Annotated in this window: 16 protein-coding genes; 5 read left to right on the top strand and 11 right to left on the bottom strand. The window is 72.7% G+C overall.

The features are described 5' to 3' along the window. Positions 1–62 precede the first annotated feature (62 nt). From ACIBEA_RS26305 to ACIBEA_RS26290, 4 genes are all read right to left on the bottom strand, one after another. A complete protein-coding gene (locus ACIBEA_RS26305) occupies positions 63–1,253 on the bottom strand; it encodes an alpha/beta hydrolase (protein ID WP_399264939.1) in 1,191 nt (396 codons plus the stop codon). 193 nt (positions 1,254–1,446) lie between these two features. After that, a complete protein-coding gene (locus ACIBEA_RS26300; RefSeq protein ID WP_399264937.1) occupies positions 1,447–1,656 on the bottom strand; it encodes a hypothetical protein in 210 nt (69 codons plus the stop codon). A gap of 38 nt (positions 1,657–1,694) precedes the next feature. Continuing rightward, positions 1,695–2,549, bottom strand: a complete 855-nt coding sequence (locus ACIBEA_RS26295) for an arylamine N-acetyltransferase (RefSeq protein WP_399264935.1) — start codon at positions 2,547–2,549, stop codon at positions 1,695–1,697. A gap of 106 nt (positions 2,550–2,655) precedes the next feature. Continuing rightward, positions 2,656–3,798 carry an NADH-quinone oxidoreductase subunit D gene (locus ACIBEA_RS26290; protein ID WP_354380597.1) on the bottom strand — a complete coding sequence of 381 codons (1,143 nt, stop codon included), beginning with the start codon at positions 3,796–3,798 and terminating at the stop codon, positions 2,656–2,658. 31 nt (positions 3,799–3,829) lie between these two features. On the opposite strand from ACIBEA_RS26290, the gene ACIBEA_RS26285 reads away from it, so the two are divergent. Continuing rightward, on the top strand, positions 3,830–4,321 hold the full coding sequence (locus tag ACIBEA_RS26285) for a PH domain-containing protein (protein WP_399264933.1): 492 nt from the start codon (positions 3,830–3,832) through the stop codon (positions 4,319–4,321). An 11-nt stretch (positions 4,322–4,332) separates the two neighbouring features. Beyond that, positions 4,333–5,664 carry a PH domain-containing protein gene (locus ACIBEA_RS26280; protein WP_399264931.1) on the top strand — a complete coding sequence of 444 codons (1,332 nt, stop codon included), beginning with the start codon at positions 4,333–4,335 and terminating at the stop codon, positions 5,662–5,664. A 25-nt stretch (positions 5,665–5,689) separates the two neighbouring features. Here ACIBEA_RS26280 and ACIBEA_RS26275 read toward each other — a convergent pair whose 3' ends face one another. The 3 genes from ACIBEA_RS26275 to ACIBEA_RS26265 form a co-directional block, all read right to left on the bottom strand. Continuing rightward, positions 5,690–6,397: a response regulator gene (locus ACIBEA_RS26275; RefSeq protein ID WP_399264929.1), complete on the bottom strand. Its 708-nt coding sequence runs from the start codon at positions 6,395–6,397 to the stop codon at positions 5,690–5,692. An 84-nt stretch (positions 6,398–6,481) separates the two neighbouring features. Then, complete coding sequence (locus ACIBEA_RS26270) at positions 6,482–6,700, bottom strand: hypothetical protein (protein ID WP_399264927.1); 219 nt, start codon at positions 6,698–6,700, stop codon at positions 6,482–6,484. Positions 6,701–6,987: 287 nt separating this feature from the next. Continuing rightward, positions 6,988–8,202, bottom strand: a complete 1,215-nt coding sequence (locus ACIBEA_RS26265) for a helix-turn-helix domain-containing protein (RefSeq protein WP_399264925.1) — start codon at positions 8,200–8,202, stop codon at positions 6,988–6,990. A 102-nt stretch (positions 8,203–8,304) separates the two neighbouring features. Between ACIBEA_RS26265 and ACIBEA_RS26260 the strand changes: the two genes are divergently transcribed. After that, on the top strand, positions 8,305–8,775 hold the full coding sequence (locus tag ACIBEA_RS26260) for an NUDIX domain-containing protein (protein WP_399264923.1): 471 nt from the start codon (positions 8,305–8,307) through the stop codon (positions 8,773–8,775). 5 nt (positions 8,776–8,780) lie between these two features. Here ACIBEA_RS26260 and ACIBEA_RS26255 read toward each other — a convergent pair whose 3' ends face one another. After that, entirely contained in the window at positions 8,781–9,974 is a 1,194-nt protein-coding gene (locus tag ACIBEA_RS26255; protein WP_399264921.1) for a sensor histidine kinase, read from the bottom strand. A gap of 178 nt (positions 9,975–10,152) precedes the next feature. Between ACIBEA_RS26255 and ACIBEA_RS26250 the strand changes: the two genes are divergently transcribed. After that, positions 10,153–11,094 (top strand): SAM-dependent methyltransferase, encoded by a 942-nt coding sequence (locus ACIBEA_RS26250; RefSeq protein WP_399265209.1) that lies wholly within the window; start codon positions 10,153–10,155, stop codon positions 11,092–11,094. A gap of 191 nt (positions 11,095–11,285) precedes the next feature. Here the strand turns inward: ACIBEA_RS26250 and ACIBEA_RS26245 are convergent, their stop codons facing one another. After that, entirely contained in the window at positions 11,286–12,839 is a 1,554-nt protein-coding gene (locus tag ACIBEA_RS26245; RefSeq protein WP_399264919.1) for a M28 family metallopeptidase, read from the bottom strand. Between the two features lie 229 nt (positions 12,840–13,068). Further along, positions 13,069–14,193: a DUF5937 family protein gene (locus ACIBEA_RS26240; protein WP_399264917.1), complete on the bottom strand. Its 1,125-nt coding sequence runs from the start codon at positions 14,191–14,193 to the stop codon at positions 13,069–13,071. A 120-nt stretch (positions 14,194–14,313) separates the two neighbouring features. Here ACIBEA_RS26240 and ACIBEA_RS26235 point away from each other — a divergent pair, with 120 nt between their 5' ends. Then, positions 14,314–14,559, top strand: coding sequence for a hypothetical protein (locus ACIBEA_RS26235; RefSeq protein WP_399264915.1), 246 nt, complete (start codon positions 14,314–14,316; stop codon positions 14,557–14,559). 109 nt (positions 14,560–14,668) lie between these two features. Here ACIBEA_RS26235 and ACIBEA_RS26230 read toward each other — a convergent pair whose 3' ends face one another. Then, positions 14,669–15,832, bottom strand: a complete 1,164-nt coding sequence (locus ACIBEA_RS26230) for a threonine aldolase family protein (RefSeq protein WP_399264913.1) — start codon at positions 15,830–15,832, stop codon at positions 14,669–14,671. Positions 15,833–15,840 lie beyond the last annotated feature (8 nt).

Raw genomic sequence — 15,840 nt, 5'->3', positions numbered from 1 at the left:
ATCTCCTAGATCTCCTAGATCTTCTGGATCTCCTGGCCTGCGGGCCCCGGCCCCGGCCGGGCTCAGCGGCCGAGCGCGTCGAACCAGCGGACCACCTGAGGGGCGGAGCGCACCACCGTGCCCCGGTGGTCCGTCTCCGCGCCCTGGTCCAACACCGGGGCGCGGACCCCGTGGCGCGCGAGGTCGGCGGCGCAGGAGCGGGCGTTGGCGATCGGCACGTCCCGGTCGCCGGCCGCGGCGTAGAGCCGTACGGGCGCGGCGGGCTTCCAGTCGCAGGCGTCGTCGTTCGCCGCGATCGCCGCTGCGAAGGCGCCGCTCGGGTGTCGGACCTGCTCGGCCCAGGCCGGGGTGAGCAGCCCGTCCAGGGTGGCCGGCAGCCCTGCGACCACCTCCTCCTCGGTGTGGCTGCCGTCGAACAGGCCCTCCAGCGTGCTCGCGTACGGGGCCTTGAACACCTCGGCGGGGTCCGCGTACAGCCGGTGCAGCTTGTTCTGCGCGGTCAGGTAGTAGGACAGGTAGAAGACGCCGGTCAGCGGGTCGATGCGGCCGTCGGTGAGCCCGGGCAGCTCCGCGCCGGCGATGTCGTACGGGCCGGCCATCGGAGCCAGGCCGCGCAGCCGGAACCCGGTCCGGGCGGAGGACAGCTCGCGGCCCAGGGCCATCGCGACCTGACCGCCCTGGGAGAAGCCGGTCGCGTACACGTCGCCGGTCAGCGGGCGCCCCAGCCGGTCCCCGGCCGTGCGGGCAGCCCGGAGCATGTCGAGGCCGGCGCTGACGGCGGACTTCTCGTCCATGTAGGGGTGGCTGCCGCTCCCGCCCCCCAGACCCAGGTAGTCGGGCGCGGCGACCGCCCGCCCGGCGGCGGCGTGCAGGTAGGGGGTGATCCGGCCGAAGTCGCCGGCGCCGGAGGGGGCGTCGCCCCGGAAGACCGTGGTGCCGTGCGTGTCGGAGACCAGGTCGAGGCGGTGCGGGCCGCCGCGCGGCAGGACCAGGAGCCCGGTGGCGGTGGTCGGCCGGCCCTGCGGCGTGATCGTCGCGTAGGTCAGGCGGTAGGCGCTGACCCCGTGGCGGACGGTGTCGGAGCCGATCCCGATGGCCCCGACGTACGCGCCGACCTGGTCGCGGGTCAGTTCGGCGAGCGGGGTGACGGAGATCAGGGTGCCGCGGGCGCCGGTGGCCGCGGCCGTCGTGGCGGGGGTCGCGGCGAGGGCGGCCGGGGCCGCGACGCCCCCCAGCACGGCGGCCAGGGCCACGGCGGCGGCGCCGCGTCGTAGCCACGGGTTCTGCGTTCTCTTCGTTCTCTTCGTTCTCCGCGCTGACTGCGTCGTCTGTGTCCTCTGCGTCCTCTGCGTCCTCATGGGGGTGACGCTATTTCCGCCGCCCGCGCGTCGACATCCGGGCGGCCCCCGGTCGCGGGCGGGTGCTGTCCCCCTTCCCCGGTGGCCTTCAGAACAGGGGGAGTTGCCCCGGATGCTCCGCGAGCACGAACCCGTCGAGCGTCGGCGCGGACGCGCCCAGCACCACGCGCGCCCGGGAGCCCGGGCAGGAGATCAGCTCGCCGCGGCCGCCCGGGGGATCGTGGCGGGCGATCCGACCGGAGGTCACGGCGCAGTCGCGTCCGCAGGTGGGGCAGGCACGGCGGGGGGAGTGGGACATGCCCCAAGTCTGCCCCCTCGCACGGACATCGCCCGCCCCTACGCCTCCTGCTGTTGTTTCTCCCCGCGGTCCACCGGGGCGGTCGCCCGCGCCCACAGCGCGGCCCGGTCCGCCGTGTCCAGGTCGTCCAGCTCCCGCCCGAAGACTCCGGCCAGCACCTCGAAGAACTCCTCGGGGGTGGCCAGCTCCCGCTTGACCGGGTCCGTGTGCGCCTCGACCCGGCTCAGGGTGTGTCCGCGCAGCACGTCCATCCCGGTCGCGTCCCGGCGCAGCGCGGCCAGCGTCCGGACGAAGCCGGAGTCGGCGGCGGTGGTGAGCCGGACGTGCTCGGCCGCGAAGTCGGCCATCGTCGCCGTGGCCGAGCGGAAGTTCATCACGGGGAAGGGTCCGCCCACGTTCTCGAAGCTCCAGCCTGTGCCGTTCTTCAAGGGGGTGAGGGAGTAGTCGAAGCCGCCCTGCGTCCAGCGGCCCTCGCGCAGCGGGATCGGCTCGTACGGCCCGTCGCCGAGCCCGGTGTCCACGAAGTACGCCCCGCCCCCCACCCGGACGCTTAGCGCGAGGTGGTTGCCGCTGACCTTCCGGGCGGCGCGGTCGTCGTACACGCCGCCGACGTGCCGGGCGACCTCGTAGCCGAGCGCTTCCAGGAGCAGGGCGAAGGCGCCGTTGAGGTGGAAGCAGTAGCCGCCGCGCCCGGCGGCCAGCCGGCGCGCGGAGCCCTCGGGGTCGATGCCGGGCGGCCGGCCGAGCTGGATGTCCAGGTTCTCGTACGGCACGCGCTCGACGTGGGCGCGCTGCAGCGCGAAGAGCGCGTCGGCGCAGGGCGGTCCCGGCTCGTCGATGCCGAGCCGCCGCAGGTACGCGCCCACCACTGCTGGGCTCAGGCCGGAGGTCATGGCCCCCAGCCTGCTGGCTCGCCCGCCGCTTGTCGATCAGACTTTCGGACCAGGACCGCGGCTCACGGGAGCGCGGCTCAGTGGACCGCGGCTCAGCGGACCGCGACTACTTGTCGATGTCACCGACGACGAAGAAGAGCGAGCCGAGGATGGCCACCATGTCCGCGACCAGTTGCCCGGGCAGCAGGACGGCCAGGGCCTGGATGTTGTTGAAGGACGCGGACCGAAGCTTCAGCCGGTACGGGGTCTTCTCGCCCTTGGAGACGAGGTAGTAGCCGTTGATCCCGAGCGGGTTCTCGGTCCAGGCGTACGTCTCGCCCTCCGGCGCCTTCAGCACCTTCGGCAGGCGCTGGTTGACCGGGCCGGGCGGCAGCTCTTCCATCCGGTCCAGGCAGGCCACCGCGAGGTCCAGCGCGTTGTGGGTCTGGTCCAGCAGGCACTCGAACCGGGCCAGGCAGTCGCCCTCGGTCCGGGTGATCACCTTGAGGACGTCCTGGAGCTCGCCGTAGGCGAGGTAGGGCTCGTCGCGGCGCAGGTCGAAGTCCACGCCCGAGGCGCGGGCGATCGGCCCGGAGACGCCGTACGCGTGCACCGCCTCCGCCGACAGGACGCCGACCCCGCGGGTCCGGCCGCGGAAGATCTCGTTCCCGTGGACCAGGTCGTCGTACACGTGCATCCGTGACCGGACGTCCGCGACCGCGGCCCGGGCCCGGCCGAGCCAGCCCGCCGGGAGGTCCTCCTTGAGGCCGCCGACCCGGTTGAACATGTAGTGCATCCGGCCGCCGGAGATCTCCTCCATGACCGCCTGGAGCTCCTCGCGCTCGCGGAACGCGTGGAAGATCGGGGTGATCCCGCCGAGCTCCAGGGGGTAGGACCCGAGGAACATCAGGTGGTTCAGCACCCGGTTCAGCTCGGCGAGCAGCGTGCGCATCCACACCGCGCGCTCGGGCACCTCCATGCCGAGCATCCGCTCGACGCCCATCACCACGCCCAGCTCGTTCGAGAACGCGGACAGCCAGTCGTGGCGGTTCGCGAGCATCACGATCTGGCGGTAGTCCCGCGCCTCGAAGAGCTTCTCGGCGCCGCGGTGCATGTAGCCGACCACGGGCTCGGCGGAGATGATCCGCTCGCCGTCCAGGACGATGCGCAGGCGCAGCACGCCGTGCGTGGAAGGGTGCTGGGGGCCGATGTTGAGCACCATGTCGGTGCTCTCCGCCGCTCCGCCGATGCCGACCGTGGTCTCCGTCATGCGCGCATTCTCGCAGCCCTAGGCTGGGGGGATGGAAACGGGGACGACGGACGCGACGGGTGGGCCCGTGTGGGTGGGGCTGCCGCGGGGGCTGCTCTCCCTGCGGCGACTGCTGCTGGTGATATGGCTGGGGCTGCTGACGCTCGCCACGGGCGTTCTGCTCGGGCTGCTGGTCGGGCCCGCGTGGGCGGCGTTCGCGCTGGTCTGGGTCGCGCTGGCGGGCTGGTGCTGGGTGCTGCTCGGGCGGAACTGGCGGTCCTGGAAGTACGCCGAGCGCGCCGACGACCTGCTGATCAGCCGCGGTGTGATGTGGCGGCAGGAGACGGTGGTCCCCTACGGCCGGATGCAGCTGGTCGAGGTGACCTCGGGGCCGCTGGAACGCCGCTTCGGGCTGGCGTCCGTACAGCTGCACACGGCGGCCGCGACCACCGACGCGACCATCCCCGGGCTGGACCCGCGGGAGGCGGAACGGCTGCGCGACCGGCTGACCGAGCTCGGCGAGGCAAGGTCGGCGGGCCTGTGACGCCGCCCGCGGTGCCGACCGTACCCGCGGCCGCGGGCGCGGGCGCCGTCGAGCGCCGGCTGCACCCCTTCACCCCGCTGCGCCGCGCCTGGGTGCCCCTCGGTGGCATCGGCGGCGTGATCGTCCAGCAGGGCGAGCGCGCCCAGGAGTGGGCCGCGGACGCCGCCCATGACCTCGGCAGCGGTCTCGGGGCGCTCGTGCTGCTGGCCGTGGTCGCCGCGGCGGGCCTCTACGGCTTCTTGAGCTGGCGCTTCACCTATTACGCCGTCACGCCGACCGAGCTGCGCATCCGCACCGGGCTCTTCTTCCGGCGCACCGCGCACATCCGGCTCGACCGCTTGCAGGCCGTCGACGTCACCCGGCCGTTGCTGGCCCGGATCGCCGGGGTCGCGAAGCTCAAGCTCGACGTCATCGGCACGGACGACAAGGACGAGCTGGCCTTCCTGTCCGAGAAGGAGGCCGTCGCGCTGCGTGCCGAGCTGCTGGCGCGGGCCGCCGGTTTCGCACCGGAGGAGGCGGCGGAGGTCGGCGAGGCGCCGGTCCGCGAACTGCTGCGGCTGCCGACCCGGCAGCTGGTGGAGTCCCTGCTGCTGAGCATGGGCGTGTGGGCCGCGATCGTGGGCGGGCTGGCGGCGCCGGCCGTGGTGTTCTGGCTCAGCTCCAACCTGTGGGCGGCGGTCGTCACCCTGGTACCGCTGCTGGGCGCGGTGTGGGGGCGCAGCCTCGGCCGGTTCCTGGCCGAGTACGACTGGACGGTGGCCGAATCGCCCGACGGCCTGCGGCTGGACCACGGGCTGGCGGACCGGGCGCACGAGACGGTGCCGCCGGGGCGGGTGCAGACGGTGCGCATCGTGGAACCGCTGCTGTGGCGGCGGCGGGACTGGGTGCGGGTGGAGCTGGCGGTGGCCGGGTCGAAGAACGACGTCCTGGTGCCGGTGGCTCCGCGGGCGGCGGCGTACGCGGTGGTCGCGCGGGTGCTGCCGGGGGTGGACCTGAACGGGCTGGAGTTCGCGCCCTCGCCGCGCACGGCGCGGTGGATGGTGCCGGTGTGGTGGAAGGGGTACGGCCTGGCGGTCACCCCGGAGGTCTTCGTGGCCCGGCACGGGAGGGTGTGCCGGCGTACGGAGATCGTGCCGCACGCGAAGGTGCAGAGCGTGCGCCTGACCCAGGGGCCGTGGTCCCGGGCGTGCGGGGTGGCCGACGTGCACGTGGACACCGGGGCGAACGCGACGGTGACGGCGCGGCTGCGGGGGGCCGTGGCCGCGGGGGCGCTCCTCGCGGACCAGGCCGTCCGCTCCCGCACCTCCCGCGCCACGTCCCGCCCCGACCGCTGGATGACCTGACCGGGCGGGCCGACGTCGGCCCGGGTCAGGAGGCCGGGCCGCCGCCGGCGCGGACCAGGCCCGATTCGTAGGCCATGACGACGACCTGGACGCGGTCGCGGAGGTTCAGCTTCGTCAGGATGCGGCCCACGTGGGTCTTGACCGTGGCCTCCGACAGGACCAGTCGCGCCGCGATCTCCCCGTTCGACAGCCCCTGTGCCACCAGCAGCATGACCTCGCGCTCGCGCTCGGTGAGCCGCTCGACGTCCTTGTTCTGCGGCTCGGCCGAGGTGGTCGGCAGCATCGGCGCGAAGCGGTCCAACAGCCGGCGCGTGGTCGACGGCGCGACCACCGCGTCACCGGAGTGCACCGAACGGATCGCGGCCAGCAGCTCCGCCGGCGGCACGTCCTTCAACATGAAGCCGCTCGCGCCGGCCTTCAGGCCCGAGAAGGCGTACTCGTCGAGGTCGAAGGTGGTCAGGATGATCACCTTGGGGTGCTCGTCCGGTTCGCAGATCCGACGGGTCGCCTCGACCCCGTCGAGCTTGGGCATGCGGACGTCCATGAGGACCACGTCCACCTTCGTGGCCCGCAGCACCTCCAGCGCCTCCAGCCCGTTCCCGGCCTCGGCCACCACTTCCATGTCCGGCTGGGCGGCGAGCACCATCCGGAAACCGGTGCGCAGCAGCACCTGGTCGTCGACGAGCATCACGCGGATGGAACGTGCCGGAGAAGGCGCATCAAAGGCAGTCATGCCGCCAGGGTACGCAGACGGGAGCCCCGCCCGGCGGTCCTGCTCGCCGTCACCGGACGGGGCCGTTCGGGGGTCGGTTCCCACTCAGCGGGCGGACGTCGCCCGAAGGGCCCCGGCCACCTGCTCGATCACATCCGCCGGGAGCACGCCCAGTTGCACGCAAGGCGCTCCGGTACGGGTCACGACGGGCCGCACGGCGCTCCACGCCGACTCGGGCACACCGAGGGCGGCCAGAGCGGCCACCAGGGCTTCCCGCGCGTCATCGGCCCGCACGTGGGCGTCCCGCCAGGTCTGCATGTCCATCACGCGATCACGACGCGACCGGGGCATTCACCGGCGTGCCGGTAGACCACGACGGGTGGTCCGGACGTGCGGTCCGTATGCCCCCGGCGGACCGGTTCAAGGGGCCTGATCAGCTTCTTGCACCCGGAACAGTGGTTGCCGTTCGGTGCATAGGTCACGTACTCCCACTGATCTACGTCCGTCGCGCTGCTTGCGGCCATGTCTCGGCGTCCCCTCGCTGTCGGTGATGAGATCCTTCCGTCGGTGAGCGAACGGGCACAGGGACGCAACGTCCTACTCTGACAACGCTATTCGGTGGCCCCCAGGAACTGGGCAAGCTTCCGCAGCCCGACCGGTCGCGCGGAGCCCGCCCAAAGATCACTGACGATGGCCACCGCCAACGTGTGATGCCGCATCCAGGCGGGCGCGACGCGCCGCAAAGCCTCCAAAGCCTTCACAGCGCCCTCGGCATCCCCCACGTCCGTATAGGCCCGCGCCACGTCCAGCAAGAGCCACGTGCGCCACGAGGGTGGCGTGTCAGCACTCAGCCTTATGCCCTTGGCCAGCGTCAGCGCCTCCTCGGGACGTTCGTGCTGGACGGCGAGCCGGACCCGTTCGATGCGCACGGAGGAGCGACTGAACACCGAGACGAGCCGCCCGTCCACGGGTGGTGGAAGCGTGGCCAGTCGGTCCGCCGCGCGTTCCGCCGTACGCATCATCAGGTTCGCTGTGTCGTAGTCGTCGCTCCTGGCGTACGACGTGGCGGCGGACATCAAGAGGCCACCCCAGACGCGTACCCCCTCGGATGTGCCCGCGTGTTCCCGCTCCACCCCGTCAGCGGCATGAACGGCGAGGTTCCGTGCGTCGTCCAACCGGGCCTGTCGCTGGTAGGCCCATGCCACGGAGTTCGACACCATGGGGGCGAGCAAGGGATCCGAGGAGTCCCCGGCGGCAGCGTAGGCGCGTTCCAAAGCGGCAAGGGCAAGGTCTGTCTTGCCCAGACGGATAGCCAGGTGTCCGCCCAGTTGCAACGCCTTGCCGAGTGCGGCTTGACCGGCCGCCCGCTGGTCCGCGCCGCCCACGGCGGCAAGGAGGCGAGCGTCCGCGATGATGCCAGGCAGAACGTCCATCAGCCGCCCGAACTCCGCTGCGTGGTAGAGCGTCCAGCCATCGGCGAGCTCGGCCCGCAGAAGGGGCAGGGACAGCCGTTCCACGCCCGTTGGTTCGGCGGGTGGGGAGAACAGTGGCGGCATGATCGCGCGCCGGACGGCAACGAGCTGCGGCGGGTCCGCCTCACCACTGGACGGCACGGCGGGCGGATCGCCCAGGAGGGCCGTCAGTTCAACGCCGAGCCCCTTGGCCAGTGAGTGCAGCGTCGGCAGCCGCGCGCTGTGCTTCCGTCGCTGTTCCAGCTTCCGGATCACGTCCACGGACACACCGGACCGTTCGGCCAGTCCCTCCTGCGTGAGGTCGGCGAGACGGCGCAACCGGGCCATGCGATCGCCCAAGTGCTCAGTAGCCATGCCCAGAAGCTACGCCGGGACCTGGTGTCCGTGTGGATGGTTTGGTACGCGGACAGTTTCCACGCCGTGTGGGAGACCGCCCGACCCGTGGAGGGGTGACGCATGGCACGGACCGAGTACTACGACGATCCGCACGCGCCGGAGCCGAACAGCCTGGTCGTCGCGGCCTCGGCGGTGGTCACCGATGACAGGGGTCGCATCCTGCTACAACGGCGGCGGGACAACGATCTGTGGGCGCTGCCCGGCGGGGGCATGGACATGGGCGACTCCTTGCCCGGTACCGCCGTCCGGGAAGTGAGGGAGGAAACGGGGCTCGACGTCGAGATCACCGGGCTCGTCGGGACGTACACCGACCCGCGCCACGTCATCGAGTACGGCGACGGCGAGGTGCGGCGACAGTTCAACGTCTGCTTCACGGCGCGCATCGTCGGAGGCGGGCTGGCGGTCTCCGAGGAGAGCACGGAAGTGCGGTTCGTCGATCCGGCCGAACTCGACTCCTTGGCCATGCACCACACGCAGCGGTTGCGTCTGGGGCACTTCCTCGAACACCGCCCCGCGCCCTACCTGGGGTAGGGGTGTCACTTCTTGAGCGGGAGCAGTGCGCTGATCCGGAAGCCGCCGCCGGGGCGCGGGCCCGCGTCCAGGGTTCCGCCGACCATGCCGACCCGCTCGCGCATGCCGATCAGGCCGTGCCCGGCGCCGTCCGCGCCGCCGTCCTCGTACAGCTCGTGGGCCGCCCCGCGTCCGGTGTCCTCGACGAGCAGGCCGAGCCCGTCGTCGAAGTAGACGAGCCGGACGCTCGCGCCGGCATCGGGTCCGCCGTGCTTGCGGGTGTTGGTGAGGGCTTCCTGGACGATCCGGTACGCCGTCAGCTCGACGCCGGTCGGCAGCGGGCGGGGGGAGCCCTCGACCTTGAAGTCGACGGTGAGTCCGGCCGCACGGACCTGCTCGACCAGCACCTCGATCTGCTCGACGTCGGGCTGCGGCACGTAGTCCTCGGACTCCTGCGGTTCGCCGGTGCGCAGGACGCCGAGCAGGCGGCGCATCTCGGCGAGCGCCTGGCGCCCGGTGCCGGAGATCGTCTGGAGGGCTTCCTTGGCCTGTTCGGGGGCGACGTCCATGACGTAGGCGGCGCCGTCGGCCTGGACGACCATCACCGAGACGTTGTGGGCGACGACGTCGTGGAGCTCGCGGGCGATCCGGGCGCGCTCGGCGGCCACGGCGATCTTGGCCTGGGCGGCGCGTTCGCCCTCCAGGCGCTGGTTGCGCTCGATCAGCTGGGCGTAGTAGGCCCGCCGGGTGCGCAGGGAGTCGCCGAGCACCCAGGCCAGCGCGAAGGGCACGATCAGCATGAGGATGAAGAAGACGTCGGCGTAGGCGTCGTTCTTGTCCACGCCCCAGCGCAACCCGCTGACGGGGGCGGCGAGCAGGCCGAGGCCGAGCGCGGTCCGGGAGATCCAGCGCGGCACGTCCCCGGCGGCGACGGTGTAGAGGACGACCAGCATGGCCAGGTTGGCCAGGTTGGGCTGGGAGCCGGTGGCCAGCTGGTAGGCGCCCGTACCGACGGTGAGCCACAGCATGGGGACGGTCCACCTGCGGCGCAGGGACACGACCGCGCACAGCGCGAACACGGTCGGGGCGGCGATCAGCCGCTCGCGCGTCGTGTTGTAGCTCCCGGCGACCTGCAGCATGGCCATCCCGAAGAGGAGGACAGCCCAGAAGCTGTCGACGCCCGTCGGGTGTCTGCGGAGGAAATCGTAGAGGCGCTGCACGTAACCCAGAGTAGGGACAGTGGATAGGTGCTGGAGTCAACCACAGGTGCGATCCGTGCGTGGGGGGTGTACTCCCGAAGGTGGAGGCGGCCTTAGCCTTTGCGTCGTGGCAGCTCAGGGTGAAGGCATCGGCACGGATACGCGCACGGTCGCGGGGCCGGTGCGGTGGCGGGTCGCGATGGAGGCCGCGCTGTACGGTCCGGGCGGCTTCTACGTCCGTCCGGGCGGCCCGGGTCCCGCCGGGCACTTCCGCACCTCCGTGCACGCCTCCCCGCTGTACGCGGCCGCCGTGGCCCGGCTGCTGTCGTGGGTGGATGCGGAGCTGGGGTGTCCGGCGCGGCTGGACCTGGTCGACGTGGGCGCCGGGCGCGGCGAGCTGTTGACCGGGGTGCTGCGGGCGCTGGATCCAGGGGTGGCGGCGCGGGTGCGGGCGTACGCGGTGGAGCGGGCCGTCGAGCCGGAGGGGCTCGACCCGCGGATCCGCTGGGTGGCCGAGCCGCCCGCCGGGGTGACGGGGCTGCTCTTCGCCAACGAGTGGCTCGACAACGTCCCGCTGGACGTGGCGCAGGACGGCCGGTACGTGCTGGTCGCCCCCGACGGTACGGAGTCCCCCGGCGGCCCGTTGGAGCCGGCGGACCGGGAGTGGTTGGAGCGGTGGTGGCCCGCGGAGCCGGGGGCGGCCGGCCGGGCCGAGATCGGCCGGCCCCGGGACGAGGCCTGGGCGGCGGCCGTGGCGGGGCTGGAGCGCGGCCTGGCGGTGGCGGTGGACTACGCGCACGCCCGTCAGGCGCGGCCGCCGTTCGGCACGCTGACCGGTTTCCGCGCGGGCCGGGAGGTGCCCGCGGTCCCGGACGGCTCCGCCGACGTCACCGCGCACGTGGCTCTCGACGCCTGTGCGGGGTCTGGGGCGGTGCTGCTGACCCAGCGCGAGGCGTTGGCCGCCCTGGGGGTCTCGGGGGCTCGGCCGCCGCTGGCGTTGGCCGGGACCGATCCGGCGGGCTACGTCCGCGGGCTCGCGGCGGCGGGGGAGGCGGCCGAGCTCACCGCGCGCGGGGGGCTGGGGGACTTCGGGTGGCTGATCCAGCCGGTCGGCCTGCCGGCCTGGCCGCCGGCGGGGTGACGGCCCTGGGGCTCTGCCCCAGACCCCGGTCCTCAATCGCCGGACGGGCTGGATTTGGCTGCGGCCGGCGCCCAGGGCCCGGACGCCGGCGGGGCGGGAATCAGCTTCGCCGGCGCCCGAACGCCGGCGGGGCGGGAATCAGCCTCGCCGGCGTTTGAGGCGCGGGGTCCGGGGGCGGAGCCCCGGAGGGACTACTGGGTCACGCCGTCGTGGCCGGCGTGCAGGCCGCCACCGCTGCCCTGGCCGTTGGTGGGCTGGGACGCGACCGGCTGGGCCAGCGGCGCCAGGTCGTAGGCGTAGTGGCCGACGGCGTTGGCGATGACGTCGACGTTGATGTCGAGCGCCTTCTGGTCGATGTTGGTGATGTCGTCACCCTTGCCGTGGTAGTTCACGTCGTAGGCGACCCCGGCCGTCCCGCCGAACTTCGCGGCCTGCTCCGCCGTCTTGAGGCCCTCGGCGCCGGTGAAGGTGCCGCCGGAGGGGATGCCGACCGCGATGAAGGGGCCGTAGTCCGAGCGGCCGGAGAAGTCCGTGCCCTCGTGCGGGACCTTCTTGGAGTCGAGGAAGTCGGTGATCCCCTTCTCCAGCTGGGCCGAGCCCGCCGGGCCGGGGCCCGCGCCGGTGGCGTCCGAGTCGTCGCCGTCGTAGACGAAGTACGCGGAGTTCGGCGAGGCGATCATGTCGAAGTTCAGGTAGAGCTTGATCTGCTTCTGCTGCTCGGGGGTGAGCGAGGCGACGTAGGCCTCGGAGCCGAGGAGGCCGTACTCCTCCGCCGACCACCAGGCGAACTTCACCTTGTTCTTGATCTTCGACTGGCTGCTCGCGAGGCGCTGCGCGACCTGGAGGATGCCGGCCGAGCCGGAGCCGTTGTCGTTGATGCCGGGGCCCGCCGCGACCGAGTCGAGGTGCGCGCCGAGGAACACGGTGTTGTTCGCGTCGCCGCCCTTGGTCTCCGCGACGACGTTGTAGGTCTTGCGGTTCTCGCGCAGCTCGCGCACGTCCAGGGTGACCTCGACCGGAGCGGTCGCCAGGTCGGCGACGAGCTTCTCGCCGTCCGCCTGGGTGATGCCGCCGGTGGGGATCTTGCCCACGTTCGGGTCGCCGAGGGTGCCGTTCAGCCCGCCCTCGGTGTTGTTGTAGATGATCGCGCCGACCGCGCCGGCCGCGGCCGCGTTGGTCTGCTTGACGGCGAAGGTGCAGCCGCCGCGCTTGACCAGCGCGATCTTGCCCGTGAAGGCGCCCGCGGCGAAGTCGCCGGGCTCGCAGCCGTTGGTGCCGTCCGCGTCGACCGGCGCGGCGGCCAGCTGGGCGGTCACGCCGCCCGCCGGGCTGTTGCCCGTGTAGGTCATCAGGTGGATCGGGACGTCGTGGGGCGCGGCCCCGTTCACCGTCAGGCTCTGGGCGACGGCTTCGACGTACACGAAGTTGAACTCGTTCTTCGTGACCGTGTACCCGGCGGCCTTGAGGACCTGGCTGATGTAGGTGGCCGACTGCTCGTGGCCCTTCGAACCGGCCACCCGGGTGCCGTTGTTGTAGTCCGCGATGGACTGCAGCACCTTCAGGTGGTTGTAGGCCCCCTTGCCCGTCGCCTCGGCGACCAACTTCTTGGCCAGTGCGTCACCCTGCGCGGCGTCGCTGACCGGGTTGGAGGCGGTGGCTCCGGCCGGTCCCGCGAGGAGCAGGGGCGAGACGAGAGCTGCGGCCGCCAGGGCGGCGGTGGCTGCGGCTATACGGCGTGAGGGCATGCAGAAGTCCTTTCACGACAAGCGGGGCAGACGGGTAATCAGGCAGGCAGAAGCCTCTGGTGGAGCTGTGAAGAAGCTGTGTGGCTGATGCGACGCACGTTAGGCAGCAAAGAGCCGGTATGGCCAGAGTTTTCGCCGATTCCGGTTTATGAATTCCGTATATCGGTACGTCGATACGGGCCCGGCCGACGAATTTCGGCCAGTCCCGGACACCTCGCCCGACCAGGTGTTACCGCAGGACTCCCTCGATGAAATCCGCACCGATGCGGGACACCGTGGCCAGATCCAACTCGTGCTGTACGTAGCGCCCTTGGCGTCGCGTCCGCAGGAGTCCGGCCTTCTTCAGCACGGACAGATGGCGCGACACCTCGGGCGCGGATATCCCGTACACGGTGGCCAGTTCGCTCGTCGTATACGAGGCCCGCGCCAGGCTCCGGCACAGCCGCATCCGCATCGGATGGGCCAGTGCCTCCATCCGCCGCTGGAGCAGTTCCACCGATCCTTGGGAAGAGGTGAGTTCGGCCGAACCGATCGGATAGTGGATCACCGGACGCCAGCCCGGCGCGTGCAGCACCAGCAGGTGCGGCCAGCCGAAGTTGGTCGGGATGAACACCAGCCCGGTACCGACCCGCGCGTCGGTCGCCGTCGCCGTGCCGTGCGCCATCTTGTCCACGGTGACCCTCGTCCCGGCCGGGTCCAGGCTCAGCGCCGACGAGACCTCCTTGAGCGCGACGCCCAGCCCCTTGTGCCGCAACAGCTCCGCCTTGTGCCGGGCCTCCGCGCTCTGCCGCGGCTCGATCCGCCGCCAGGTGTCGGCGAAGAACGCCTCGTCGCACTCCTCCAGCAGCCGCCGCAGCCAGACCCGGACCCCCGTCGGATCGTCCAGCAGCCGCAGCGCGAACTCCAGCTGGCGCGGGCCGCGCGCGGCGGCCGTCTCCAGGGCCTTCGCCCGGGCCGCCGGGTCGGTCAACGGGGACACCGGGGTGACCTCGTTGTGGAGCGACATCCAACAGTGCTCCAGGGCGGCCAGCACGAACCGGTCGTCGTCCATCCGGTCGAGCACGTCCAGCTCCTCGGCGATCGTCGCCGCCGGCAGCCCGGTGCCCCCGGGCACCCCCGCGAAGGGCATGAAGATGTCCGCGAAGGAGCTGCGCCACATGAAGTCGCACTCCAGCAGCCGGTCGGCCAGGCACGGGTCCAGCGCGGCGGTGGTGGCGGTGGTCCAGGAGTGCAGCCCCGGGTGGTGGGCGGGTTGCGCGAGCGCGTGCAGCGCCATGCACAGCTCGGCCAGCGGTGAGGGCGCGAAGGAGATGCGCTCGGTGGGCAGGCCGGCGATGTCGATGGTGACGCTCATGCGTCCATTCTGGCCGGTCAGCGGCGGGATCGGGCACCTCCCGCACGCCGACTGTGGGCCGATTGACGGCACGCGTCAATCGACGGGCGCGATACGGCCGATCGGGTGAGAGTGAAGGACATGACCGCCATCGAGCAGTACCTCCTCGACACCTACCGGGCCACCCAGCACCAGACCCCGATGCCGCCCGAGCCCGGTCGCCACGACCTCGCCGAGCTGCGCGCGGTCCGGGACCGCGCCCGCTTCCGGGCCGTACTCGACGGCAGGGCCGCGCGCCACCCGTGGCGCGCCGCCCTGCGCCGCACGGCGGACCGGCTGCTGAACCGCCTGGCGCCGGGCCGCCCGCACCGCCGGAGGACCTGCTGAGCCCGGGCGCCCTGCTGAGCCCGGGCGCCCTGCTGAGCTCGGAGGACCTGCTGAGCCCGGGCGGCCCGGGACCCGCCGCAGGCGCCGGCGCCCCGCCGCCCGGTGGGGGTCAGCCCTTGTCGAGCCCCTCGATCCGCTCCACGAAGCCGCGCACCGCGTCCCGGACGTCCTGCTCCGTCCAGGACAGGGCGTCCTGGGCGACCGTCAGCTCCGCCAGCGCCATCCCGGGCGGGCCCTCCGCCCACCAGCGGCCGAAGAGCTGGGTCCCGGTCTCCTCCGCCAGCCGCACCGACGCCTCCGTCAGCGCGTCCGCGTCGTACGCCGCCCACACGTGGAACTGGTGCGTCACCGGCACCTCCGGCTGGATCCGGACCCACGGCAGCCCCGAGGCGTCGAAGCCCTCCCGCAGCGCCCGCGCGACCACCTTGGCGTGCGCCACGTACGACGGCAGCTTCGGCAGCTCCCGCTCCAGCCCGGCCAGCGCGCTCAGCACCTGCGGGTACTGCCGGTAGACCTGGCCGCCGTACCGGTGGCGCCAGACCCGCGCCTCCTCGATCAGCGTGCGCGGCCCGGCCAGCACCGCCCCGCTCAGCCCGCCCAGCGACTTGTAGAAGGAGACGTACACGCTGTCGGCGAGCGCCGCGATCTCCGGCAGCGTCCGGCCGAAGTGGACGGTGGTCTCCCACAGCCGCGCCCCGTCGAAGTGGATGACCGCGTCCCGCTCCCGGCCCGCCGCGACCAGCTCCTCCAGCTCCTCCCACGTGGGCAGCAGGAACCCCGGATCGCGGAGCGGCAGCTCCACCATCAGCGTGCCGAAGGGCTCCGGGTGCTCGCGCACCTCCGCGGCCGTCGGCTGGCGCGGCTCCGTCGTCGGGTACACCGTGCGCAGCCCCGATACGACGGGCAGCGCGGCGTCCTCGTGCTGCTCGGGGTGGCTGCGCGGGTGCAGGGCCACCACCGGATTCCCCGTACGGCCCGCCCAGCAGCGCAGCGCGATCTGCTGGGCCATGGTCCCGGACGGGAAGTACGCCGCGTCCTCCAGGCCCAGCAGCTCCGCGACCCGCCGTTCCAGCTCCGCGACCACCCCGTTGCCGTAGGTGTCGGGTTCCTCCTCGGGGTCCCGGCCCAGCAGCGCGGGCAGTGCGGCGAGCTCCGCCAGCTGCTCCGCGACGGTCTGCTCGGCGCCGCCGCGGGAGAGCCTGCGCTCCGCGCCCCGCCAGGCGTCCCGTCGGCGCTTGTGCTGCGCCGCGTCCTCGTCCGTGTCGTATGCCATGGCCCGAT

It is taken from the genome of Streptomyces sp. NPDC051555 (genome assembly GCF_044454405.1).
Classification (GTDB): Bacteria; Actinomycetota; Actinomycetes; order Streptomycetales; family Streptomycetaceae; genus Streptomyces.
This window is presented reverse-complemented; position numbering and strand designations above follow the sequence as displayed.